Source organism: Selenomonas timonae, assembly GCF_014250475.1.
In the GTDB taxonomy this organism is placed as follows: domain Bacteria; phylum Bacillota; class Negativicutes; order Selenomonadales; family Selenomonadaceae; genus Centipeda; species Centipeda timonae.
The window spans coordinates 522,439-544,217 of sequence record NZ_CP060204.1 but is presented as its reverse complement, the minus strand read 5'-3'; the positions used below and the strand labels follow the sequence as shown (position 1 = coordinate 544,217).

General features: G+C 58.9%; 20 protein-coding genes and 1 tRNA gene. 14 read left to right on the top strand and 7 right to left on the bottom strand.

Annotation, left to right across the window (positions count from 1 at the left end):
* Positions 1–23: 23 nt before the first annotated feature.
* The 5 genes from H1B31_RS02545 (at position 24) to H1B31_RS02525 (ending at position 4,799) form a co-directional block, all read left to right on the top strand.
* Positions 24–1,601 (top strand): PTS transporter subunit EIIC, encoded by a 1,578-nt coding sequence (locus tag H1B31_RS02545; protein WP_066845155.1) that lies wholly within the window; start codon positions 24–26, stop codon positions 1,599–1,601.
* A 132-nt stretch (positions 1,602–1,733) separates the two neighbouring features.
* On the top strand, positions 1,734–2,405 hold the full coding sequence (locus H1B31_RS02540) for an N-acetylmannosamine-6-phosphate 2-epimerase (protein ID WP_185980780.1): 672 nt from the start codon (positions 1,734–1,736) through the stop codon (positions 2,403–2,405).
* A gap of 150 nt (positions 2,406–2,555) precedes the next feature.
* Positions 2,556–3,008, top strand: coding sequence for a NanQ anomerase/TabA/YiaL family protein (locus tag H1B31_RS02535; RefSeq protein WP_185980779.1), 453 nt, complete (start codon positions 2,556–2,558; stop codon positions 3,006–3,008).
* Between the two features lie 25 nt (positions 3,009–3,033).
* Positions 3,034–3,924, top strand: a complete 891-nt coding sequence (locus H1B31_RS02530) for an ROK family protein (RefSeq protein ID WP_185980778.1) — start codon at positions 3,034–3,036, stop codon at positions 3,922–3,924.
* Between the two features lie 32 nt (positions 3,925–3,956).
* On the top strand, positions 3,957–4,799 hold the full coding sequence (locus H1B31_RS02525) for a MurR/RpiR family transcriptional regulator (RefSeq protein ID WP_185980777.1): 843 nt from the start codon (positions 3,957–3,959) through the stop codon (positions 4,797–4,799).
* Between the two features lie 53 nt (positions 4,800–4,852).
* Here the strand turns inward: H1B31_RS02525 and H1B31_RS02520 are convergent, their stop codons facing one another.
* Positions 4,853–5,869: a CatB-related O-acetyltransferase gene (locus tag H1B31_RS02520; RefSeq protein WP_185980776.1), complete on the bottom strand. Its 1,017-nt coding sequence runs from the start codon at positions 5,867–5,869 to the stop codon at positions 4,853–4,855.
* Between the two features lie 144 nt (positions 5,870–6,013).
* On the opposite strand from H1B31_RS02520, the gene H1B31_RS11355 reads away from it, so the two are divergent.
* The 7 genes from H1B31_RS11355 to dsdA are packed head-to-tail and all read left to right on the top strand — an operon-like array spanning position 6,014 to position 11,897.
* The gene (locus H1B31_RS11355; protein ID WP_226372134.1) at positions 6,014–6,595 is read left to right on the top strand and encodes a hypothetical protein; all 582 of its coding nucleotides are present in this window, start codon (positions 6,014–6,016) and stop codon (positions 6,593–6,595) included.
* A complete protein-coding gene (locus H1B31_RS02515) occupies positions 6,570–7,748 on the top strand; it encodes a DUF456 domain-containing protein (protein ID WP_226372133.1) in 1,179 nt (392 codons plus the stop codon). The genes H1B31_RS11355 and H1B31_RS02515 overlap by 26 nt, the downstream gene beginning before the upstream one ends.
* Positions 7,741–7,971 carry a hypothetical protein gene (locus H1B31_RS02510; RefSeq protein ID WP_009440768.1) on the top strand — a complete coding sequence of 77 codons (231 nt, stop codon included), beginning with the start codon at positions 7,741–7,743 and terminating at the stop codon, positions 7,969–7,971. Before H1B31_RS02515 ends, H1B31_RS02510 begins: the two co-directional genes overlap by 8 nt.
* Positions 7,968–8,420: a hypothetical protein gene (locus H1B31_RS02505; protein ID WP_009440767.1), complete on the top strand. Its 453-nt coding sequence runs from the start codon at positions 7,968–7,970 to the stop codon at positions 8,418–8,420. Before H1B31_RS02510 ends, H1B31_RS02505 begins: the two co-directional genes overlap by 4 nt.
* A gap of 14 nt (positions 8,421–8,434) precedes the next feature.
* Positions 8,435–10,009 carry an AAA family ATPase gene (locus tag H1B31_RS02500; RefSeq protein ID WP_185980775.1) on the top strand — a complete coding sequence of 525 codons (1,575 nt, stop codon included), beginning with the start codon at positions 8,435–8,437 and terminating at the stop codon, positions 10,007–10,009.
* A 53-nt stretch (positions 10,010–10,062) separates the two neighbouring features.
* Positions 10,063–10,548, top strand: coding sequence for a hypothetical protein (locus tag H1B31_RS02495; RefSeq protein ID WP_037346264.1), 486 nt, complete (start codon positions 10,063–10,065; stop codon positions 10,546–10,548).
* Between the two features lie 20 nt (positions 10,549–10,568).
* The gene (dsdA, locus tag H1B31_RS02490; RefSeq protein ID WP_009440764.1) at positions 10,569–11,897 is read left to right on the top strand and encodes a D-serine ammonia-lyase; all 1,329 of its coding nucleotides are present in this window, start codon (positions 10,569–10,571) and stop codon (positions 11,895–11,897) included.
* 67 nt (positions 11,898–11,964) lie between these two features.
* Here the strand turns inward: dsdA and H1B31_RS02485 are convergent, their stop codons facing one another.
* The 3 genes from H1B31_RS02485 to gyrA all read right to left on the bottom strand — a co-directional run bounded on the left by H1B31_RS02485 (position 11,965) and on the right by gyrA (position 15,102).
* Complete coding sequence (locus H1B31_RS02485) at positions 11,965–12,231, bottom strand: type II toxin-antitoxin system RelE family toxin (protein ID WP_185980774.1); 267 nt, start codon at positions 12,229–12,231, stop codon at positions 11,965–11,967.
* The gene (gene relB / locus H1B31_RS02480; RefSeq protein WP_009440762.1) at positions 12,228–12,449 is read right to left on the bottom strand and encodes a type II toxin-antitoxin system RelB family antitoxin; all 222 of its coding nucleotides are present in this window, start codon (positions 12,447–12,449) and stop codon (positions 12,228–12,230) included. The genes H1B31_RS02485 and relB overlap by 4 nt, the downstream gene beginning before the upstream one ends.
* A 205-nt stretch (positions 12,450–12,654) precedes the next feature.
* Positions 12,655–15,102 carry a DNA gyrase subunit A gene (gyrA, locus tag H1B31_RS02475; RefSeq protein WP_185980773.1) on the bottom strand — a complete coding sequence of 816 codons (2,448 nt, stop codon included), beginning with the start codon at positions 15,100–15,102 and terminating at the stop codon, positions 12,655–12,657.
* Positions 15,103–15,238: 136 nt separating this feature from the next.
* Between gyrA and H1B31_RS02470 the strand changes: the two genes are divergently transcribed.
* Entirely contained in the window at positions 15,239–16,978 is a 1,740-nt protein-coding gene (locus H1B31_RS02470) for an O-linked N-acetylglucosamine transferase, SPINDLY family protein (RefSeq protein ID WP_404828668.1), read from the top strand.
* 139 nt (positions 16,979–17,117) lie between these two features.
* Positions 17,118–18,746, top strand: coding sequence for an IS1182 family transposase (locus H1B31_RS02465; RefSeq protein WP_185980772.1), 1,629 nt, complete (start codon positions 17,118–17,120; stop codon positions 18,744–18,746).
* Positions 18,747–18,940: 194 nt separating this feature from the next.
* Here H1B31_RS02465 and H1B31_RS02460 read toward each other — a convergent pair.
* The 3 genes from H1B31_RS02460 to H1B31_RS02450 form a co-directional block, all read right to left on the bottom strand.
* Positions 18,941–19,014, bottom strand: a tRNA-Gly gene (locus tag H1B31_RS02460).
* 50 nt (positions 19,015–19,064) lie between these two features.
* The gene (locus H1B31_RS02455; RefSeq protein ID WP_185980771.1) at positions 19,065–19,496 is read right to left on the bottom strand and encodes an LktC family protein; all 432 of its coding nucleotides are present in this window, start codon (positions 19,494–19,496) and stop codon (positions 19,065–19,067) included.
* 122 nt (positions 19,497–19,618) lie between these two features.
* A complete protein-coding gene (locus H1B31_RS02450; protein WP_185980770.1) occupies positions 19,619–21,727 on the bottom strand; it encodes a TonB-dependent copper receptor in 2,109 nt (702 codons plus the stop codon).
* Positions 21,728–21,779 lie beyond the last annotated feature (52 nt).

The window sequence follows — 21,779 nt, the reverse complement described above, 5'->3', positions numbered from 1 at the left end:
TTATTTTATGAGGAGGTATTTTTATGAGTTTATTCGGACAAACAAGCGGCGAGAGTTCATTTTTCGCCAAAGCACAGCGGTTCGGGAAATCCTTTATGCTGCCGATCGCTGTGCTTCCTGCCGCAGGCCTTCTGCTCGGCATTGGCGGCGCACTGTCGAATCCAAATTCGGTCAAGGCGTATCCATTCCTCGATATTGGTTGGCTGCAGAATATCTTCACAATTATGGCATCCGCAGGCAGCATCGTCTTTGCGAACCTCGCTATTCTCTTTGCTGTCGGCATCGCCGTCGGACTTGCGCGCAGCGATAAGGGAACGGCAGGTCTTGCCTCTGTGCTCGCGCTGCTTGTGATGAACGCGACCATCAATGCACTCCTTATCATTACGGGGACGCTTGCGAAAGAGAACCTTGCAAGTGTCGGGCAGGGAATGAGTCTCGGCATTCAGACCTTGGAGACGGGTGTTTTCGGCGGCGTTGTGGTTGGTCTTATGACGTATCTCCTGCATAAGCGATTCAATAAGATCGAGCTTCCGCCGTTCCTTGGATTCTTTGGCGGATCGCGTTTTGTACCGATCATCTGCTCTTTTTCCTCGATTTTTCTCGGGTGTATTATGTTCTTCGTATGGCCGCATTTCCAGCAGCTGATCTTTGGGCTTGGCGGTATTGTTGATGCAACGGGGTACATCGGCACACTGATCTATGGATTTGTCCTGCGTATGCTTGGCCCGTTTGGACTGCACCATATCTTCTATCTTCCTTTTTGGACAACGGCGCTCGGCGGCTCTGAGATCATCAACGGGCAGCTCGTCGAGGGGACACAGCGCATCTTTTTCGCCCAGCTTGGCGATCCGAACACACAGCATTACTATATCGGCATCTCACGTTTCATGTCAGGACGCTTTATCACAATGATGTTCGGACTTATCGGCGCATGTCTTGCCATGTATCAGACGGCAAAGCCGGAGAATAAGAAGGTCGTTGGCGGTCTCCTCTTCTCTGCGGCACTGACCTCCTTTATGACCGGCATCACGGAGCCGATCGAGTTCTCCTTCCTCTTCGTTGCACCGGCACTCTATGTGCTGCATGCGTTCTTTGACGGCTGCGCCTTTATGATTGCGCATATCCTGCAGATTACGGTCGGGCAGACGTTCTCGGGCGGCTGTATCGATCTCATACTGTTCGGTGTGCTGCAGGGCGATGCAAAGACGAACTGGCTCTACATCCCGATGGTCGGTATCCCCTGGTTCTTCCTCTACTACTTCTCCTTTAAGTATCTCATTCTGAAGTTTGATTTCAAAACACTCGGACGTGAGGATGAGACGGAGCCGCAGGAAGCACCCGTCGCCGCGGAGAGCGCGTCGGATCATTATCGTGCCGATCTCGTGATCGAGGGACTCGGCGGCAGGGATAATATTGAGGAACTTGACTGCTGTGCAACGCGCCTTCGTGTGACGGTAAAGGATGCCGGCAAGGTCAGCGAGCGTCTGCTCAAGGAATCCGGCAGCCGGGGATTGCTCGCGAGCGGGAATGGTGTCCAGGTCATCTATGGACCGCAGGTAACTGTAATTAAAAATGAAGTTGAGGAACAGTTGAACCTCTGACGAATATGATTGTGAAAAATACGGAAATATATCTCCTATGGCTGAAAATATTTTCGTATTTTTCTTTTTAAAAACAATATAGAATAATATATAATAAATTATTATAAATAAAAATAAATTGGAGGGCTTTGGATGAATTTCTTTGATCAAGTGAAGGGAAAACTCATCATTTCCTGTCAGGCACTGCCCGATGAGCCGCTGCACAGTCCGTTCATCATGGGGCGCATGGCACGCGCGGCAAAGGAGGGCGGCGCGGTCGCGATCCGCGCACAGAGCGTTGCGGACATTGAGGAGATCCGCGCCGTCGCGCAGCTGCCCGTCATCGGTCTTATCAAGCAGAACTATGCGGACTCCCCCATCTTTATTACGCCGACCATGCGCGAGGTTGATGCACTCATCGGCACGGGCTGTGAGATGATCGCGCTCGACATGACGGCACGCGACCGCCCACAGAAAACCGACGTACGTGATCTCATCGCACGCATTCACGCCGCGCACCGCCTTATTCTCGCCGACATCTCTACCTATGAGGAGGGCATGAGGGCGGCGGAGCTCGGCGTCGATGCGATCTCGACCACGATGTCGGGCTATACTCCGTACAGCCCGCAGATCGCGGGACCAGACTTCGAGCTGATGCGCCGCCTCGCGCAGGATGCGCCCATCCCCGTCTTTGCCGAGGGGCGCATCAATACGCCGGAGGAACTGGTGGAGGCGATGCAGACGGGCGTCTTCGGCGCGATCGTCGGCTCCGCCATCACGCGCCCACAGGTTATAGCGCGTCGTTTCGCCGACGCGATTGCATGAGGCACCTGCAGGGACGACGGTCTTTGGCGGGGGAGAAAGAGGAGGCGTGGAATGCGTCGTCGAACAAAGTGGTCGGCTGATCTTCGTCCGTACAGTTGCGCGGCACACGCGGGACTGATACAATAGGGAAAAAGCTTCAAGGAGGTTTCTATGATCTACGGCAGCATCCATCACGAAAAGACCTATGCATTTCTCCCGCCGCGCATCCAGCAGGCGCTTGCCTTTGCACGGGAGCACGACCTCGCGGCGCTGCCCACGGGGCGCAACGAGATCGCGGGAGACGATCTCTACGTCAACATTGCGCACTATACAACGGGTGAGCGCAGTGAGAAGATCTGGGAGGCGCACCGCGCCTACATCGACATCCACGTTCTCTCCGAGGGCACGGAGATCATCGACGTGAGCCTGATCGAGCGGATGCAGATCCATCCCTACGAGGAGGACAAGGACTACGTGCCCGCAGACGGCGCAGTCACGTCCTCGACCATCATGCGTCCCGGTGACTTCCTCATCTGCTATCCCGAGGACGTCCACCGCTCCGGTGTGAAGGTGGACGAGGCGGCACCGCTGAAAAAGGGGATTTTCAAGGTGCGCGTGGAATAGAGGGGATAGAACGGAGGGGAAATCCATGGTTATCTGCATCGACATCGGAGGCACCGCCATCAAATACGGCGTGGCAACTGCGGAGGGCATATTTCTCACGCACGGCTCCGTCCCCACCGAGGCAAGGGAGCACGGCGGCGCAGGTATCGTCCGCAAAGTCACGGCGATCGTGCGTGAGGCTTTGGCGGCACATGCGGTGAAGGGCGTCGCCATCTCCACGGCAGGCATGGTTGATCCTCAGGAGGGCTGCATCGTTTACTCCCTTGAGGATGCCATCCCGAACTACACGGGCACGAACTGGAAAGCCCTGATGCACGATGCATTCGGCCTCCCCACCTCCGTCGAGAACGATGTCAACTGCGCCGCGCTCGGCGAGATGTGGAAGGGCGCGGGACGGGGCTGCTCCTCCCTCTTTGCCATGACCGTCGGCACGAGCATCGGCGGATGCCTTATCGTGGATGGGCGCGTCATACACGGCGCATCCATGAGCGCGGGCGAGATCGCCTATATGCGCGTCCCCGGCGGACGTCTGCATGACCGCTGCTCCGCAACCCATCTCGTCAGCTCCGTCTGCCGCACAAAGGGACTGCCCTCGGGCAGCATCGACGGGCGCGCCGTATTCGATCTCCTCGCCAAGGGCGACCCTGCGGCGGCAGAGGAAGTCACCGCGCTCGTCACCGCGCTTGCGGATGCAATCACTAATGTCGTCGCAGTCGTCAATCCTGAGTGCATTGTCCTCGGCGGCGGCATCATGGCGCAGGAATCAGCGCTGCGCCCGCCCCTTGAGGCAGCGCTCCGCGATCGTTTACCGCCACGCGTCTACGAGGTGACCAAGATCGCATTTGCTGCAACGGGAAACGATGCGGGGATGCTTGGCGCACTCGTACATTTCTTGCAGGAGCATGGGGAGAGCTAAAAAATCTGCTATGATAGCAGCGAGGTGATACGGTGAAGATACTCAGCCAGCTGGACAACCCGCCGTTCCGTGTCTCCAAGGGCGACCGCAAAATCATCAACTGCATCCGCGCGCGCCTTACGGACATCCCGCGCATGACCATTCGCGAGATTGCGCTTGCGTGCGGCACAGCGGAGGCGACCTGCACGCGCTTCGTGCGGAAGATGGGCTTTGCGAGCCTCGCCGACTTCAAGGCGGCGCTCGCCGAGGAGGGCGCGGAGCTCGGACGCTATCTCGACCGCGGCAACATTCGGAACAACGAGAGTGCGCGCGAGACCGCACGCAAGCTCCTCTCCACGAACATGATCGCCCTCGAGAAGACGCAGGACATCATCCGCAACGAGACCATCGACACCTGCGTTGATCTCCTCATCGGGGCGCAGCGCATTGCCTTCATCGGGCTGGGCTACTCAGGTATCATCGCGCAGGACTCCTATTTCAAATTCCTGCGCATCGGCATGAACTGCATCGCGCCGCGCGACAATCACACGATGCGCATGATCGCCGCCATCATGGAGCCGGGCGACGTCATCTTTGCCATCTCGCACTCGGGCGAGACAGCGGAGATCCTCGAGACCGTCGACATCGCACGCGCGCGGGGACTTCGGATCATCTCGCTCACGGAGAACCATCCGTCCAGCCTGCGCCGCGCCTCCGACGTGAGCCTCACCTACATCGCCGAGGAGACCCCGCTCGAGACCGGCTCCATTGCGTCCAAGATGGCACAGTTCTTCCTCGTCGATCTCGTCTACACAGAGGTCTTGAAGATCCTCCCGCCGAGTGCGATGGAAAAGAAAATCCGCACAACCGAAGCCGTCTGGCACAGTAAGATATAGCAACACGAAAACGCTCCGCCTCTCCATGTGGGACGCGGAGCGTTTATATGTCATCAGTCGATTGGGGGGAAGAGCAGTGCCCTCTGATCCAGCCCGTAACGAATTGCAATCCCAGCGTCCGCCGCGTAGTCGACAGCATAGGAGCAGACAGGCTTACGCGTCGTGATATAAGCGTTCGATGCCTTGAGCGCGGCGATGGAAAAGGGAAAATTCCTGCCGCACGTATGCGTAAGAATGAGCGGTGCACGCGCCCCGACCTCTGCGATGCGGGCGGCGATTGCCTGCGCATAGGTCTCTACGCCCTTAGTATCGGGCAGGGCAATGATAAGTGCCGCCTTATCTTCGCTCGTATACGTCTGAAGGAAGCTGTCAATCACGCGTGTCCATACAGTGTACGGGAATTGTATTTCAAAGTCGGGAATAAGGTAGGAGACCTCATAGCCCTCGGCGCGCAGATCCATGATGGAGGTAGCCGTTTTATCCGGATTCTCCCCTATCTCTGGTACATCAAATTTGTCGAGGAATCCCGCCATATCGTCGCCATACGCTGGAATATATTTTTCAATCTTTTCTTGCGGCCAATTCCACCACTTGATCCGCTGAAGACGCGCAATGGTCTCTTCATCGAAGCGATACTTGACGACGTGTGCGGGATTCCCGACTACAATCGCATACGGCGGAACATCCTTTGTCACCACGGCATCTGCGCCGATCACCGCCCCGTTTCCTATATGGATACCACTCATCAGCGATACGCTTGCGCCGATCCAGACATCGTGCCCGATGATGATCTGATGGTGATTATACGACGCATGCTGATTTTCATCCGACGCATTGAGGATAGATGCGAACGGATACGAGCTAATCGCATGATGATTGTGGTTCATCCCAAGGTAAAAATCCAACTCATGTGCGAGAGAGCAGTAATTACCGACGAGGATATGCGCATCTGTAGTAAAGGCATGCGCCGTTCCCGATGTCAGATAGCTCCGTATACCGAGCGTCAGAAGCGCCATCTCTGGATAGGCGTCAAACGGAACACTGCGAACGCGTGGTGAGAAATCCGACATATTGATATCCTGATATATGACCCTCAGCCTCCTTTCACTCTATATCTGAATATATTCGTGTTCTTGCAGGAGATTTCCTGCTTCTCGAAAACGACAATCAATGCTATAATCATCTCGTATCATTGGAAGAAAGAAAGGAAATGTATGAGCAATCGGGTGATTGCGCAGGCGGATCTGTCGCATATCGCGAGCCGTCTGCGGGAACTGGGCGACTATATCGACACAACGAATGGGAATGTGATTGCTGTCGGCAGGGAGGTCGAAGCTCTGCGCGACGACCTCGAGGAGCTGACGCAGGATTTCCACGCATTCGTGGATGCGCAGAAACTCTCGAGCCGTGCGCAGCTGGCGGAGACGCGTCTCGTGAAGCTGCGGCAGGAACTAGAGCAAAAGTATGGACATTACGCAGTCATTCGCCGCACTACGAAGGGAATATTGCAGGCGAATGACCTTGCTATTGTGCGGCAGGAGACGATCCGTGCGGCGAGTGAGGAGCTGATGCTGCGCGCGCCCGAGTATTGGCTCGCGCCCGCGCTCGTCTCCCTCTCGGCGTGGATCAGCGACAACGAGGAGATCGCACAGCGCGCGCTGAAGGAAGCCCTGCGCCGCGACGAGGAGAAGACCTCGCTCTTCTTCGCGCTCGTCTGTCGCCGCGCGGAGCGCAGCGCATCCGCCCCTGCGCTGGGCACAGCACTATCTCATGCGGCAGGACGAGACATCGCTTGACCGCAAGGCGATTCTCATCGTCGACGCCTATGCGAGCGGCCTCCTCGGACGCGATACGGAGGGTCTGCTCACGCGGCAGATCGATGCGTGGATCGAACGTCTCTCGGAGAAGGCGGGCTTTGTCGAGGAGCAGGAACGCCGCTGGAAAAAGGCGCTCGACGTCATGCAGCCGGAGAAACCCGAGGAGGACAGCTATCCCTACCTCGCGAAGTACAGCCCGCTCATCGTCCACATGCAGCGCGTCCTCGGCGGCGCATATCTGCACGAGAAATTCTACGGCCATCTAAAGCAAGTCTTTGAACAGCAGCCGCCCCTGCGCACTCTCGTACAGGAGCTCGACCGCATCCTCACGAGCCTTGTGACCGACTTCGACGCGGCGGAGCAGCCCCTGCGCGCGGCGGCGGCACTCGAGCAGCTCGTCGTCGATGCGGGCGGCGATGAGGAGCGCGCAAAACGCGAGATGAAGCTGAAGGAAAAGGCATTCGAGGAGCGGCGCGACTTCATGCAGCTCCTCACGGATGCCGCCATGAATCCCGCGGAGTCGCATGCGAGCGTCATGACACAGAAAATGGCGCTCGCCGTATCGCGTGACTGGATTCTCTCGGCCTACCGTGACCACATCGCCGAGAATCGCGCCGCCGTTCCGAACATCATCTCGTTCAAGATCGGCGGATTCGAGGGCGAGACGGCGGACGGCGAGAACGAAGCGGAACTGCTCAAGCGCTTTCAGGCGTGGAACGACTACGAGCGCGACCTCGCGCTTGCAAATCTGCGCCTGACGAACGGACAGAAATTTGCGCAGTGGGGCGGCATCCTCACAGCCGTCCTCGGATTCTACCTCGGCGGCGCCGTCGGGCTCGTCATCGGCATTGCCATCGGCGCGTATATGTACTACTCCTACCGTACGGCTGTACGCGCACTCGAGGAGCAGCGCGCTGCCCTGATGGAGGACTATGCAAAGCAGGGAGAGTCGGGCATGGCAATCCTGTGCGGCATCCTCGCCGAGGTCGTGGACTACCGCGACGAGTTCGCACAGCGCGATGCGGAGAGCAAGAACGTCATCGATTTCCTCTCGGAGCTGAACCCCGCAGAATTCCGCGTCAGTATGGACAAAGGTCGTCGTATACAGATACAGGAGGGGAGCCATGTCTGAACAGAACCCGTTTGCGGCGATTCCAAAGGAGTCGCTGCGCAACGATGAGGGAAAGCCCATGCGCCCGTCCGAGCGGCACAGAGCCGCATTTGCGCCCATCCGTCCCGCTGCCCCGGCAGCGGAGGATATGAGCGCCTATGGAACGACGGAGGTGCTCGCCGAGGGGCTGCCCGCGTGGAACCTCGAGCCGCCGATGGCGCCCGTGCGGAGGAAGCGCCCATGATCGCTCCGCCGAAGACCTATGCGGAGTGGACGGCACTCCTGCGGCAGTTCGCGGAGGGCACGGCAGATGAGGATATATTGCACGCGCTGCAGACAGGAACGCTCGCATGGCAGTCCGGCGTTGCCGAGCGATTTGCAAAGCGCTTCTCAGATGCAATCAACGCGCGCATCAACACGGCATCTGACCGATTTGACCGCGATATGCAGCACGCGACGGAGGAGCGCGGTATGATCGGCGCGCTCCTCAGCCTGCGCCGCACCCTCGCCTACCTGCGCACGGCAGCAGATCTCCCTGCACTCCCAGAGGAGCAGCGCGCGTCCTTCGTCGACCTCGTACAGCACGCCGCCGACCATATGCAGGAGAGCCTCGAGAACTCTGCAAAGAGTGACCGCAGCGGCAAGATGAGCGCCCTCGTGCGCAGTCATCGGGTGAACATTTTAGTATCTTGACAGGGAGGTTTCCTATGACCGCACGAAACGAGTGTAAAGAACTTCTCGCGCGCTACGGCATCGCGCGCATCCCCTTCATCGCGCTCCACACCGTTGAGCGCGCCCGCGCCCTCGACCTGCTGAAGGAAGTCGCGGCAGAGCTCTCCCTCCCGTTCTGCATCCACACCCTCTCCAAGGGCGTCTACGACCTCGCGACCGATAAAATTCTGAACGAGGACAAATCCATCTACGGCGCCATCGACTTCATCGGCGAGCAGATGAAGCACCGCGCGAACCTCACCCTCGTCCTCACCGAGATCCCCGACCTCTCGACCGACACGAGCGACGCGCGCCAGCTGCTCGACCTCGTGACCCTCGCGAACGAGACCGGCGGGCAGATCATCGTCCTCACAACCTCCCCCATCTGGAACCCCCTGCAGCGCCTCGGGCTCACCCCCTCGCCGCCGCTCCCCCATGAGGACGAGATGTACGCCATCATCCGCGGCTATATCGACGACTACCGCGCAGAGATCACAATCGAATGGGATGATATGGACATCCGCGAGGCAGCGTCCATACTCAGTGGAGTCACCGCCATTGAGGCAGAGAACGTCATGGCGGCGCTCATCGCGAAGAAATCCATCCGCAAGGAGGACATGGACGAGGTGCGCACGGCAAAGGATCGCCTCTTCTCCGACATCTCCGGACTCGAGAAGATCGAGGTTGACGAGAGCGTGCGCGATGTCGGCGGGCTTGCGGGTCTCCGCAACTGGCTCGACGAGAAACGCCTCCTCTTTACGGCAGAGAAGCGGAGCCTCCTGCGCGAAAAGGGGCTCAAGTCCCCGCGCGGCATCCTCCTCGTCGGCGTGCCCGGCTGCGGCAAGTCCCTCTCAGCAAAGGCGATCTCCGCGAACTGGAAACTGCCGCTCTACCGCCTCGACTTTGCAACCGTACAGGGCAGCTACGTTGGGCAGACCGAGCAGCAGCTGCGCGACGCACTCACCACCGCCGAGAACGTCGCGCCGTGCATCCTCTGGATCGACGAGATCGAGAAGGGGCTCTCGGGCGCAGGCAGCTCGAATGACGGCGGCGTCTCCACGCGCATGGTCGGGCAGTTCCTCTTTTGGCTGCAGGAGTGCCGCAAGCAGGTCTTTGTCGTCGCAACTGCGAACGATGTCTCCATGCTCCCCTCCGAGCTCTTGCGGCGCGGGCGCTTCGACGAACTCTTCTTCATCGATCTGCCGACCGCTGACGAGCGCCGCGACATCCTGCGCCTCTATATGCGGAAATATCTGGAGCTCGACTTCGCGGGCGCATTCGCTGACACCCTCGTCGCCATGACCGACGGCTTTACGGGCGCGGATCTTGAGTCCACCGTGCGCGATCTCGCGTATCGCGTCATCGCGAATCCCGATTTCCAATTAAATGAAGAAAATCTGCGCACGGCATTCGGCAACGTCGTCCCGCTCTCCGAGACCGCACCCGAGAAGATCGCCGCCATCCGCGACTGGGGACGCGAACGCGCCGTCCCCGCGAGCGGCCGCCCCATCGGCAGCGAGACCGAGCTGAAGAAATCCACTGAGACACGCACGCGCAGAGTGTTGGTATAATGCGTTCGCGTCGCCGCGGCGCAGCATTATGATACATTTCAGGGAGGAATAATATGCCGCGACCATTACTCAATCGTACAGAGAGTATGCAGACGGCGAAGCTGAGTCTATCGACAGCGGCGCCCGCAAAGACCGAGAGCAAGACCGACGCGATGCAGACGGCGCGCCTCCTCAAGAAGCAGCGCTCCAAGGCATACATCGAGGCAATTCATAAACTCGACGCGGGCGGACACACAATGAACGCAGCGGAGCGTGAGGCAATCCTCGCCGCCATCCGTGCAGAGTTCCCCGACGTACTCGATCTCGCGGGCGTCCTCATCGGCATTGTCTCGAAATGCTACCTCGGCGACCCGTACGAGGTGCACACCCTCACCATCGCAGGGGGCATCATCGAGCACTACAAGCGCGGAGAGCCACTCCCCGCAGGGATGGAGCGCGCCCGCTCCCTCGCCGCACGCGGCGGCTACGAATTCGTCGAGGTCTATACCGACGTCTGCCGCGCCATCAGCAGCGACGGTTCCGTCTCTGTCGTACAGTAAATGAACAGGAGGAGATTTCAATGAACAGAGACGCCCTTATCGCCGCTGACCCCGCACTGCGCGCGGTCGCGGATGCAGAGGAGACCGCGTGGATCAACCCGCGCCTCCTGCCGTTTGACATGGTGGACGGTCTCTCTCAGCTCGTCGTATCCGATGCAGATATTGCGGATGCAGCTGCGCGGCTCCAGCGCTTTGCCCCGTTCATCCGCCGTGCATTTCCCGAGACGGAGGAGACGAACGGACTCATCGAGTCGCCCCTGCGCCCGATTCCGAAGATGCAGCAGCGCCTTGCGGCAGAGTATCACGCTGTGATCCCCGGCCGCCTCCTGCTCAAGATGGATAGCCACCTCGCCATTGCGGGCTCAGTCAAGGCGCGCGGTGGCATCTATGAGGTGCTGAAACACGCGGAGGATCTGGCGATCGGTGCAGGACTTTTGACCATAGATGACGACTATGGTAAGCTCGCCGATATGCGTGATTTTTTCGCACGCTACACCATGCAGGTCGGTTCCACAGGCAACCTCGGCATGTCCATCGGCATCATGAGTGCGGCGATCGGCTTCCGCGTGCGCGTGCATATGTCGGCGGATGCAAAAGCGTGGAAAAAGAACCTCCTGCGCAGCCACGGCGTCGAGGTCATCGAATATGCGGATGATTACTCGCGTGCAGTTGCAGAGGGGCGGCGTGCCTCGGACGCCGATCCGATGAGTCACTTCGTCGACGATGAAAAGTCCGTCGATCTCTTCCTCGGCTACGCCGTCGCCGCCGAGCGCCTTGCCGCGCAGCTTGCCGACCTTAATATTACAGTGGACAGCGAGCATCCGCTCATTGTCTATATTCCTGCGGGTGTCGGTGGTGCGCCGGGCGGCGTCTCGTACGGACTGCGCCGCCTCTATCACGACAACGTGCACTGCTTCTTTGTCGAGCCGGCACAGTGTCCCTCCGTCCTCCTCGGCGTCGCGACGCAGCGATACGAGCAGGTGAGTGTGCACGACATCGGCATCGCGGGCAAGACGGATGCGGACGGTCTCGCCTGTGCCAGCCCATCCAGCCTCGTGACGCGCATCATGACGAACCATATGGCGGGTGTATTTACGGTCTCGGAGGCGCATCTTTACGACTATCTGCGCGACCTCAATGCGAGCGAGGGCATCCGCATCGAGCCGTCGAGCTGTGCCTCGTTTGCAGGGCCGCTCGGACTCCTGCGCTTCCCCGATGCGCGCGCCTACTGCGCCGTGCACGGACTTACGCCAGAGCGCCTCGGGCATGCGACGCAGATCGCGTGGGCGACAGGCGGCCGACTCGTCCCCGAGGAGATCTGGACAGAATATCTCGCGACATATCGCTGAAGTTCATATTGTTGCACGTAAAAACGCTCCGTTTCTCTGGGTGAGAAGCGGAGCGTTTTGATGTCCGTTAATCGTAGACGGCGCAGCGGTGTGCAACGCGCACAACGAGGATAATGACCCTGTCGTCCTGAATGTCCGCAATGAGGCGGTAGTCGTTTACGCGGTAGCGCCACTGACCGCTGAGGTTCGCCGTCAGTCCTTTGCCGTGAAGGCGCGGGTTAGTGCATCCTTCGAGATTACGACGAATCCATGCGATGATTGTTGCGTAGACGTAGCGGTCGAGTTTCTTTAACTGCTTTTTCGCCTGTGGGCTGAACTCGACATGATAACTCATGCAAGTCCCAGCTCTTTCTCTACCTCTTCCAAGGTGTAGGTAATGGGGTTCTTGCGGAACTCTGCCATGGCCTCCTCATATGCCTGACGGTCGAGTTCGTCCTCCATGCGCTCGCGCATGGCCGCAGCGGCGAACGCGGAGAGGGTCATGCCGCTACGGGCTGCGTGCTTCTTAAAGAGCTTCGCATCGCGCGGGTTCAGATGAACGGCAAGGCTCATGGGACGCCTCCTTTCTGACGACGAGAGATTTCAGTTCCCTCTAGTGTTTTCGTCTACAGTATACCATAGGCGTGGGAGAGCCGCAAGAATTCCGACAAAAAGCATCCAATCGACGCGATCGGAATGGGGCGACTCCCCAGACGGAGGCAATCGATTGGATGCTTTTTCATTCTATCAGATGGTTGCGCCTTTGTAAATCCTGTGCTTACTCGCTCGGCGCGTCAACGATGCGGTTCATCGTCGCCATCGAGGCGACGCGGTCGCTCTCGCCGAGGGTCATGAGCTTGACGCCCTGCGTGTTGCGGCTGATCAGCGAGATCTCGTCGACGGTCGTGCGGATGACGATGCCGTCCGTCGTGATGAGCATGAGCTCCTGATTCTCGCGCACAACGCGGATGCCGACGACGGAGCCGGTCTTGTCCGTGACCTTCATGTTGATGAGTCCCTTGCCGCCGCGCGTCTGCGTGCGGTACTCCTCGGCGGTCGTGCGCTTGCCGTAGCCGCCCTCGGTGACGGTGAGCACCTCGGAGTCGCTCTTGAGGATGTCCATCGCGACAACTTCATCGCCGTCGCTGAGGCTGATGCCGCGCACGCCGCGCGCGATGCGTCCCATCGAGCGCACGCCGTCCTCAGGGAAGCAGATTGCCTTGCCGCCGCGCGTACCGAGCATGATGCGGTTCTCGCCGTCCGTGAACTTCACGCCGATGAGCTCGTCGTCCTCGTCAAGGTTGACGGCGCGCAGCCCACTCTTGCGGATGTTGGCAAACTCGGCGAGCGGCGTCTTTTTCACCACGCCGCGCTTCGTGCCAAGGAAGAGGAAGCGGTCGGGCTTGAACTCCTTGACCTGAATGACGGCGGTGATGCGCTCGTCGCTCTCGACAGCGAGGAGGTTCACGATGGCGGTGCCCTTCGCCTGCCGCCCGCTCTCGGGGATTTCGTATGCCTTCAGCACGAATGCGCGCCCGCGGTTCGTAAAGAAGAGGATGTCGTGATGCGTCGTCGTGATGAGGAGGTCGCTGACGATGTCCGTCTCCTTCGTCCCCATGCCCTTCACGCCGACGCCCCCGCGCCGCTGTCGGCGGTAGGTGTCGAGCGGGATTCGCTTGATGTAGTTGTTCAGCGTGAGCGTGACGACGACATCTTCCTCGGCGATGAGGTCTTTGATGTCCATTTCGCTCGCGTCAAACGTGATCTCCGTGCGGCGCGCATCGCCGTACTTGTCGCGTACCTCGATGAGCTCGTTCTTGATGATGGCGAGCACCTTTATGCGGTCGGCAAGGATGCCCTTCAGCTCCTCGATCATCTTCAGAACTTCCTGATACTCCTCCTCGATCTTCTCGCGCTCAAGTCCCGTGAGGCGCTGGAGACGCAGATCGAGGATCGCCTGTGCCTGCTTCTCTGTGAGCTTGAACCCATCCATGAGTGCCGTGCGTGCGATGTCCGCTGTACGGCTCTCGCGAATCGTTGTAATGACAGCGTCGAGATGATCGAGGGCAATGGTCAGACCTTCGAGGATATGGGCGCGTGCTTCCGCCTTTGCGAGCTCGTACTGCGTGCGCCGCGTGATGACCGTTTCCTGATGGCTGATGTAGTGCCCGAGCATCTGCTTGATGTTCATGATGACGGGCTGCCCGTCGACGAGGGCGAGCATGATGATGCCGAAGCTGTCCTGCAGCTGCGTGTGCTTATAAAGTTGGTTCAGTATGACGTTGGGGGCACTGTCGCGGCGCAGCTCAATGACGATGCGCATACCACTGCGGTCGGACTCGTCGCGCAGATCCGTCACACCGTCGATCTGCTTGTCGCGGACGAGCTCGGCGATCTTCTCGATGAGACGTGCCTTGTTGACCTGGTACGGGAGCTCGGTGACGATGATGCGCGGCTTCCCGTTGCTCATGGTTTCAATGTGGGCACGGGCACGCATTTTCACCACGCCGCGTCCCGTCGTATATGCCTTGCGGATCTCCTCGGTGCCGAGGATGAGCCCTGCCGTCGGGAAGTCGGGGCCCTTGATAACGCCCATGAGTTCCTCGATGGTCGTCTCAGGATTGTCAATGAGCATCAGCGTGCCATTGATGACCTCGACCATGTTATGCGGCGGGATGTTGGTCGCCATGCCGACGGCGATGCCCGCCGTGCCGTTGACGAGGAGCTGCGGGAATTTCGCGGGGAGAACGGTCGGCTCCTTCTCCGAGCCGTCGTAGTTGTCCGTGAAGTCCACCGTTTCTTTATCAATGTCGCGCAGCATGAGCTCGGCGATTTTCGACATGCGCACCTCGGTGTAGCGCATTGCCGCCGCCGAGTCGCCGTCGACCGAGCCGAAATTGCCGTGCCCGTCCGCGAGCATGTAGCGCATGGAGAAGTCCTGCGCCATGCGGACGATCGCATCGTAGACGGAGGTGTCGCCGTGCGGGTGATATTTACCGAGCACTTCACCGACGATGCGCGCGGACTTTTTGTAGGGCTTCGAGCTCGTCATGCCCGAGCCCTGCATCGCGTAGAGGATGCGGCGATGCACGGGCTTCAGACCGTCGCGCACGTCAGGCAGGGCGCGTGCGACGATGACGCTCATCGCGTAGTCGATGTAGGAGTTCTTCATCTCGTGTTCGAGGTTGACTGGGACGATGCGCCCCTGTCCAAAATCCAGATCCAAAATGTCACCTCTTCGTGTTCGTTCCACAATAATCCACGATGATTATAGCATTTTCGCGGCGAAAAGTCTATGTTTTGCGAGACAGAGGCTTCTCCAAAAAGGATTTCACATCATCCCGTCGAATAAGGAGGGAGCTATGTATAGAGAGAGGGGTGACGCTGTGGAGGATGTGCAGGGGCTGCGGCAGGAGATTCTCATGCAGGTGAATGCGCTCTACGAGGCGAAGGAGTACGCGCGGGCGGCGGACATAGCGCAGGAATTCCTTGCCGTATTGCCCGAGGATGCGGAGATGCGCTATATCCGTGCGGCAGCGCTGACGGGCTGCGAGGCGTACGATGAGGCGCGTGCGGAGATTGCGCGGATTCGCGCAATCGAGCCCCACCATGCAGGGGCAGCGCGTCAGGAGATCTACATCGACCGCGCGGAGGGGAAGATTCGCACACAGGTTGCGCATCTGCGCGCGTTCATTGCCATGCTCGAGGAGCGGATCGACGCAGGAGACAGAGCCGCCTATCACACGGTATTCCTTGCGAGCGCGTACAGCCTCCTCGGGGAGGCTCTGACGCTGACGGGAGAGAGTGCGGAGGCGGTGGAGGCATTTCTCGCCTCGAGCCGCCTTGAGACAGCTCGTGAGAAAAAGGCAATCGAGTACAGCAACGCGCTCTTTGCCTCGAACTATCTGCCCTCAGAGCGGCGTGCCGCGTATGCGAAGCTCGCACGCGGCTACGGGGCGCTCTATGCGGATGTTCACCCGCTCTCAACTGCGTCGGATGCGCGGCGCGGACATGACCGCATCCGCATCGGCTACATTTCACCCGATCTGCGCACGCACCCCGTCGGTACGCTGATTCGTCCGCTCCTCACCGCCTATGACCGCACGAGATTTGCCGTGTACTGCTATGCAAACTGCGCGGAGGACGGTCTCTCGCAGGAGTTTCGCGCGGCGGTCGATATGTGGCACAATATCTTGGGCATGCCAGAGGAGGAGACGGCGGCACTTGTGCACAGCGACGAGATTGACATCCTCGTGGATCTGGCGGGGCATACGCAGCACAACGCTCTGCCCGTGCTCGCCCATAAACCTGCGCCCGTGCAGGTGACGGGCATCGGCTACTTTAATACAACGGGACTGGCTGCGGTCGACTATATGCTCTCGGATGTGCACGTCGATCCCCTCGAGACGGATGACGATGCCTTTACCGAGGAGATGATCTGCCTGCCGCACAGCCATTTCTGCTACACTCTGCCATCGGATCTGCCCGCCATCGCCCTGCCCCCAATGGAGCGGCGCGGATATGTGACGTTCGGCAGCTTTAACAATTTCAGCAAGGTGACGGATGATGTGCTGCGCCTCTGGGGCGCTCTGCTCGAAACGGTGCCAAGCTCACGTCTTCTCCTAAAGAGCAAACTCTTCGGCAGCGCCGAGGGGCGGGAGATCGCGGCGGAGCGATTCACGCACTACGGGATTCCCACGGAGCGCGTGGAGCTGCGCGGATTTGGGCCGCATCATCTCGCAGAGTACGGGGATATGGACATCGCGCTCGACACCTTCCCCTATACGGGTGGCATCACCACCTGCGAGGCGCTCGCGATGGGCGTGCCCGTCGTGACTCTCTGCGGAACAAGCCACGGCGCGCGCTTCGGCGAGAGTCTGCTCATCAATGCGGGACTGCCCGAGCTCATTGCGGCAACGCCCGAGGGCTACGTGCAGATCGCGGCGGCGCTCGCCTCCTCACCCGATACCCTGCACGCCCTGCGCACGAATCTGCGCAGTATATTGGCGCATTCGCCGCTCACGGATGCACGCACGTATGTCCGCGATGTGGAGGCGGCATATATGGAGATTTGGGAGAGCTTTGTGCGCAGGAATGCGTAGATATGAACTGCTATGACTCAGCGTCTATGGCAGGGTATAATAATAGGGGGCTGTTGCACGAAACCAACGTGCAGAAGCCTCAATTTTGTGAAAAAACACAGAAGCCGGTGTTTTCAAACACCGGCTTCTGGCGTAAAATATGAGTATGCAACAAATTTTACATAAGGATTATACATCCTACGGAGGCACATTTCAACCCAGCCTCCCCCTCAACTTTGAATTTCAAATCAAGAAGGACGATCCCGTTCGCCTCCTGCTCCACTGCATCCATCAAATGGATCTTACACCACTGTACAGGAGCTTTCGGCGTGCCGAGCGGAATCTCGTATCACCGCATCAGCTGCTTGCCATCCTCATCTACGCATACATGAATCAAATCTACAGTTCCCGCCGCATCGAGGAGGTATGCCTAAGGGACATCCACTTCATGTATCTGCTCGAAGGGCAACCCGCACCGGATCACACAACCATTGCCCGTTTTCGCAGGGATCACTTTGCCCCCTGCGCCAAGGAGATTCTGGCACAAATGGCACAGTTTCTTGCATCCGTTGGAGCCATCTCGTTTGAGAACCTCTTTGTCGACGGTACAAAGATCGAAGCCGTTGCGGGCAAGTACACCTTCGTTTGGAAAAAAGGCGTTGCAAAGAACCGTACCAAACTCATGGAGAAACTCGACACCTTTCTTGCCGGCGTAGAAAAAGAGTTCGGTATTCACCTGCGCCGTGGCTCTGAGATTCGCCTGCACCATCTGAAACGTCTGCGCCGACGTTTGAAACGCATCCAAAAAGAGCAAAACATCATCTTCGTTTACGGGAGTGGAAGACGAAAGACCGTGCTTCAGCGTACCATGGAGACATTGGACTCTTACATCAGCCGTCTGAAGGACTACACAAAGAAACTGCACATCTGTGGGGAGCGCAACAGCTTTTCCAAGACAGATTATGAAGCAACCTTCATGCGGATGAAAGAAGATGCAATGAAGAACGGTCAGTTAAAGCCGGCATATAATCTGCAATATGGCGTGGAGGCATCCTTTATCGTATGGGCAGGTGTTTACCCGAACCCAACAGATACACGGACACTCATCCCGTTTTTGGAGGATTTTCATGCACACATCGGAAAAAGGAGCCGAAAACTCGTCGCCGATGCAGGATATGAGAGTGAGGAGAACTACCTGTATTTGAGGGAAAAGGGACAGGCCTCCTACATCAAGCCGAACAACTACGAAGTGAGCAAGAAGCGCAAATGGAAGCAGGACATCGGGCGGCGGGAGAACATGAACTACCTTGCGGCGGAGGATGTCTACCGGTGCGCTGAGGGGCGGCGACTTGTTGTGACGGGGACGCGCAGGACAAAGAGTGCGCGCGGGTATGTGAGCGAAAAGACCATGTACACGTGTACCGACTGCAACGGCTGCGAAAGAAAGAAGCAGTGCATCCATGGCAACCACAGCAAGATACCAATGGAGGAACGAACCAAGAGATTGGAGGTTGCCAAGGTCTTTCAACGAGAGCGTGCAAAGAACCTTGCACGGATCAAGAGCACGGAAGGCATCGTCCTGCGGATGAACCGCAGCATCCAGGCAGAGGGTGTCTTTGCACAGATCAAGGGAGCCTTTGGATTTCGCCGCTTTCTTACGAGGGGGCGTGCGAATGTCTTGGGTGAGACGATTCTGCTGGCACTGGCACACAACGTCTTCAAACTGCATCAAAAGATACAGAGCGGCACGTTGGAGCGGCATCTGGTATCATTGAGAGAAGCGGCATAAGAAGACGTTGGAAAGAAACCAATAAGGGCACACGAATAAGGGCGAGCATTGCAATCGTCCTTATTCGTGTGCCCTATTTCTGTAGAGGTACAAGTTTTCGTTACCGTTGTTTCGCCGATCTGCCCCTATACGAAAAGATGGACTGTTGCACAAAGATAAATTTACCTTCGTGCAACAGCCCCTATCTTCTCATATGGAGCGGGCAATGGGAATCGAACCCACCTCTAAAGCTTGGGAAGCTTTCATTCTACCGATGAACTATGCCCGCGATGTTGAGTATCATAGCAGATTCGCGGCGTTTTGTCAAACGCGAATGTCTCACTCCTCAGGCAGGAGCAACGCGAGCTCGGGCATGAGCTTTGTGATGTCGCGGATGAAGACGCGCAGGACGCTCACCATGACCTCGGGGTCGAATGCCTCGGGGTTGTGCGGGACAACGACGTCGGCGAGGATGGTGGTGTCGGAGGTGAGATAGAACTTCACGAGGCGGCTGTCCTGATTCTGCCGCATGAGCCAGCCCGTGAGCAGCATGGCGTTCGTGTCGTCGACAGCGTTCTGAGCGAGGCGGATGCGAATGGTGGCGTATGCGGTGGAGTCGATGATGACGACGATCGGGAGCCGCCGCCCCTCGACCTCGATCTCGCTCTCAAAGATGGCGGTATTGCGGTCGTCGCCCGCCTCACGGATCTGGAAGCCCGTGATATTTTCCTTCTTAATATATTCCTCGAATGTTTTGGCCGCTTCGATCACGACCAATCACCTCCCCATTCTGTGCGCATCATTCCAATAATAATTTATTATAGCATAGAGGAGCGAAAAGGGGAAGAAAAAAAGCCGCCGCACGATGTGGCAGCTTCGTCGGGAAATATGTGTCAGAATTTATAGCTGCTCTTGAACCAAAAGGTGCGTCCGGGCTCTGTGATGTGACCGCCGGCGGGGATGCCGAGGGAGGCGATTGCCGCCTCGCTGTAGTTGACGAATTCGGCGTAGGTCTTGTTGAAGAGGTTGTCCACACCGAAGGAGAACGTCAGGTTCTCGTCGGGTCGGTAGGCGAGACTAAGGGAGAAGATGCCAAAGCCGCCCGTCGGGCCGTAGTCCGTGCCCGTGACGCTGCCGTAGCCCTTGTGGAAGCGGTTCTGGTGGCTGACGAGCCGCCAGACGGCGTTCGTCTCCAGCTTCTTGTGGCTGTATTTCGCCGTGAGCGTCGCCTCGAGAGGGGCGATCTGCGGGAGCGCCGCATCGTTCGTGCGGTCGTCGCCGCGCGTGTAGGCAAGCGATGCGCCGAGCGTCCAGCGCGGAGAGACGGTGCGCGTGACCTCCGCCTCGAAGCCGTAGAGGCGTGCATTCACGTTGCCGTAGGGGGTGCGTGCATTCATGCCCATGCCGATCTGCGGCAGACGCAGGATGAAATCATGGATGTGCGCATAGTAGAGGGAGAGACTTGCATTCGTCTTCTCGCCCGCGTAGACCCAGCCGAGGTCGAGCTGCGTATTCTTCTCCTTGCGCGGACGTGTGGCGGCGGGGGTGGCGTTCATGCCGAGACGGCGATTGCTGTAGGCCGCCCACGTGTGATACGCCTCCCAGTAGTCGGCGGGGCGCTCCGCGTGGCCGAGGCCGACGTAGAACGTCAGCGGCTGCTTCTTTGCCGTGTTTTCCCAGCGAACGAAGCCGCTGACGGCGTGATCGCTCGCACTGCCGGGAACGAGGTTGCGCATGAGCATCCCCATGGGATTGCGGAAGCGGGCGTTGTGGTAGTCCGTCTCCGTCCGATCATAGCGCAGTCCTGTGCGCAGGCGGCTGCGCGCGGCAAGGTCACGGTTGTACTCGAGGAAGATGCCGAAATTCTTGATGTCCATGTCGTTGTTCGGCGACCCCTTCAGCCGTCTGTGCGCCTCGGCGAAATAGTGTGCGTCGCGGCGCAGATCGATGCCGACGGCGCCCGTTGCCTGCGGGGAGAAGCGCAGGTCGGTGACGGCGCGCATACCGTACTGCACGCGCTTGACATCCGTGCCCATCATTCCACCCGGACGGAATGTGTAGTTGTCCATGATGTGGTCGATGGTATCGTTGTTGAAATTCAGCGTGAGTTTCTCCACGACGGGTGAGAGATGCGCCCGCTCGAACTTCACGGCGTAGCTGTCGCGGTCGAACTGACTGCCGTCCATCATGCCGTGTGCGTACTTCGCCCAGCCGCGGCTGCGGTCGTAGGAGACCTCAAAGAGGGTGTCGGGGTCGGGCGTGAGACCGACGATGCCCGTGAGGCTGTGGCGGCCGTAGCCGGAGTGGATGCGGCGTCCGCTACCGTCTGCGTAGTCACGCGCATAATTGCGCGTCTGGATGATGCGCGCGTAGCCCTCTTTTCCCCCTGCCGTGACATCGGTCAGCTCGTCAAAGCGGTGGTTCGATGCACCGAGGACGGAGATGTTGCCGCGTACGCCGGGCTTTTCAAAACGCTCCGTCTCGCGCTCGAAGATGACGCTGCCCGCAACGCTCGCGCCATAGCGGACACTCTGCGGCCCCTTGTTCACGATGATGCGGCTGAACGTCTCGGGGAATGCGTAGGTCGATGTGGGGTCCATGCGGTTCGGGCAGCCGCCCGACATACCGCCGCCGTTCATATCCATCACCATGCGCGAGCCGCCCATGCCCCGCATCATCGGGTCGCCGCCGAGCCCGCCCTTGCGGACGACGGAGAAGCCGGGGATGGTCTTGAGGTAACCTGCACCATCGGCGGCGGGAATGGGCTGGCGCGGACGCTGCGGGTCGGTGGAGAGGGTGAGCGGCGTTGCCGTGCGGTAGCCCGTGATGATGACCTCATCGAGGGTGAACTCGTACATTCCGTCATCAGCGGCAGCGGGCGTGCTGTTCATCGTGCCGTGCATATCCATCTGCATTGTTTGGGCTGCGTATGCGTGCGCACCAAAACATGCCGTACTGAGCGCCATGCCGAGCAGAGCAAGGCGGCGGTGTGATCGGTTCATTCCGTATACCTCCTGTAGAATAGAAAATGAGACTTATTATACAACAGATAGC

What these genes read in the sequence shown, in the direction of transcription:
- H1B31_RS02545 (WP_066845155.1), top strand. Translation starts at nt 24, where the DNA reads ATGAGTTTATTCGGACAAACAAGCGGCGAGAGTTCATTTTTCGCCAAA.
- H1B31_RS02540 (WP_185980780.1), top strand. Translation starts at nt 1,734, where the DNA reads ATGAATTTCTTTGATCAAGTGAAGGGAAAACTCATCATTTCCTGTCAG.
- H1B31_RS02535 (WP_185980779.1), top strand. Translation starts at nt 2,556, where the DNA reads ATGATCTACGGCAGCATCCATCACGAAAAGACCTATGCATTTCTCCCG.
- H1B31_RS02530 (WP_185980778.1), top strand. Translation starts at nt 3,034, where the DNA reads ATGGTTATCTGCATCGACATCGGAGGCACCGCCATCAAATACGGCGTG.
- H1B31_RS02520 (WP_185980776.1), bottom strand. Translation starts at nt 5,869, where the DNA reads ATGTCGGATTTCTCACCACGCGTTCGCAGTGTTCCGTTTGACGCCTAT.
- H1B31_RS11355 (WP_226372134.1), top strand. Translation starts at nt 6,014, where the DNA reads ATGAGCAATCGGGTGATTGCGCAGGCGGATCTGTCGCATATCGCGAGC.
- H1B31_RS02515 (WP_226372133.1), top strand. Translation starts at nt 6,570, where the DNA reads ATGCGGCAGGACGAGACATCGCTTGACCGCAAGGCGATTCTCATCGTC.
- H1B31_RS02510 (WP_009440768.1), top strand. Translation starts at nt 7,741, where the DNA reads ATGTCTGAACAGAACCCGTTTGCGGCGATTCCAAAGGAGTCGCTGCGC.
- H1B31_RS02505 (WP_009440767.1), top strand. Translation starts at nt 7,968, where the DNA reads ATGATCGCTCCGCCGAAGACCTATGCGGAGTGGACGGCACTCCTGCGG.
- H1B31_RS02500 (WP_185980775.1), top strand. Translation starts at nt 8,435, where the DNA reads ATGACCGCACGAAACGAGTGTAAAGAACTTCTCGCGCGCTACGGCATC.
- H1B31_RS02495 (WP_037346264.1), top strand. Translation starts at nt 10,063, where the DNA reads ATGCCGCGACCATTACTCAATCGTACAGAGAGTATGCAGACGGCGAAG.
- dsdA (WP_009440764.1), top strand. Translation starts at nt 10,569, where the DNA reads ATGAACAGAGACGCCCTTATCGCCGCTGACCCCGCACTGCGCGCGGTC.
- H1B31_RS02485 (WP_185980774.1), bottom strand. Translation starts at nt 12,231, where the DNA reads ATGAGTTATCATGTCGAGTTCAGCCCACAGGCGAAAAAGCAGTTAAAG.
- relB (WP_009440762.1), bottom strand. Translation starts at nt 12,449, where the DNA reads ATGAGCCTTGCCGTTCATCTGAACCCGCGCGATGCGAAGCTCTTTAAG.
- H1B31_RS02470 (WP_404828668.1), top strand. Translation starts at nt 15,239, where the DNA reads ATGTATAGAGAGAGGGGTGACGCTGTGGAGGATGTGCAGGGGCTGCGG.
- H1B31_RS02465 (WP_185980772.1), top strand. Translation starts at nt 17,118, where the DNA reads ATGAGTATGCAACAAATTTTACATAAGGATTATACATCCTACGGAGGC.
- H1B31_RS02450 (WP_185980770.1), bottom strand. Translation starts at nt 21,727, where the DNA reads ATGAACCGATCACACCGCCGCCTTGCTCTGCTCGGCATGGCGCTCAGT.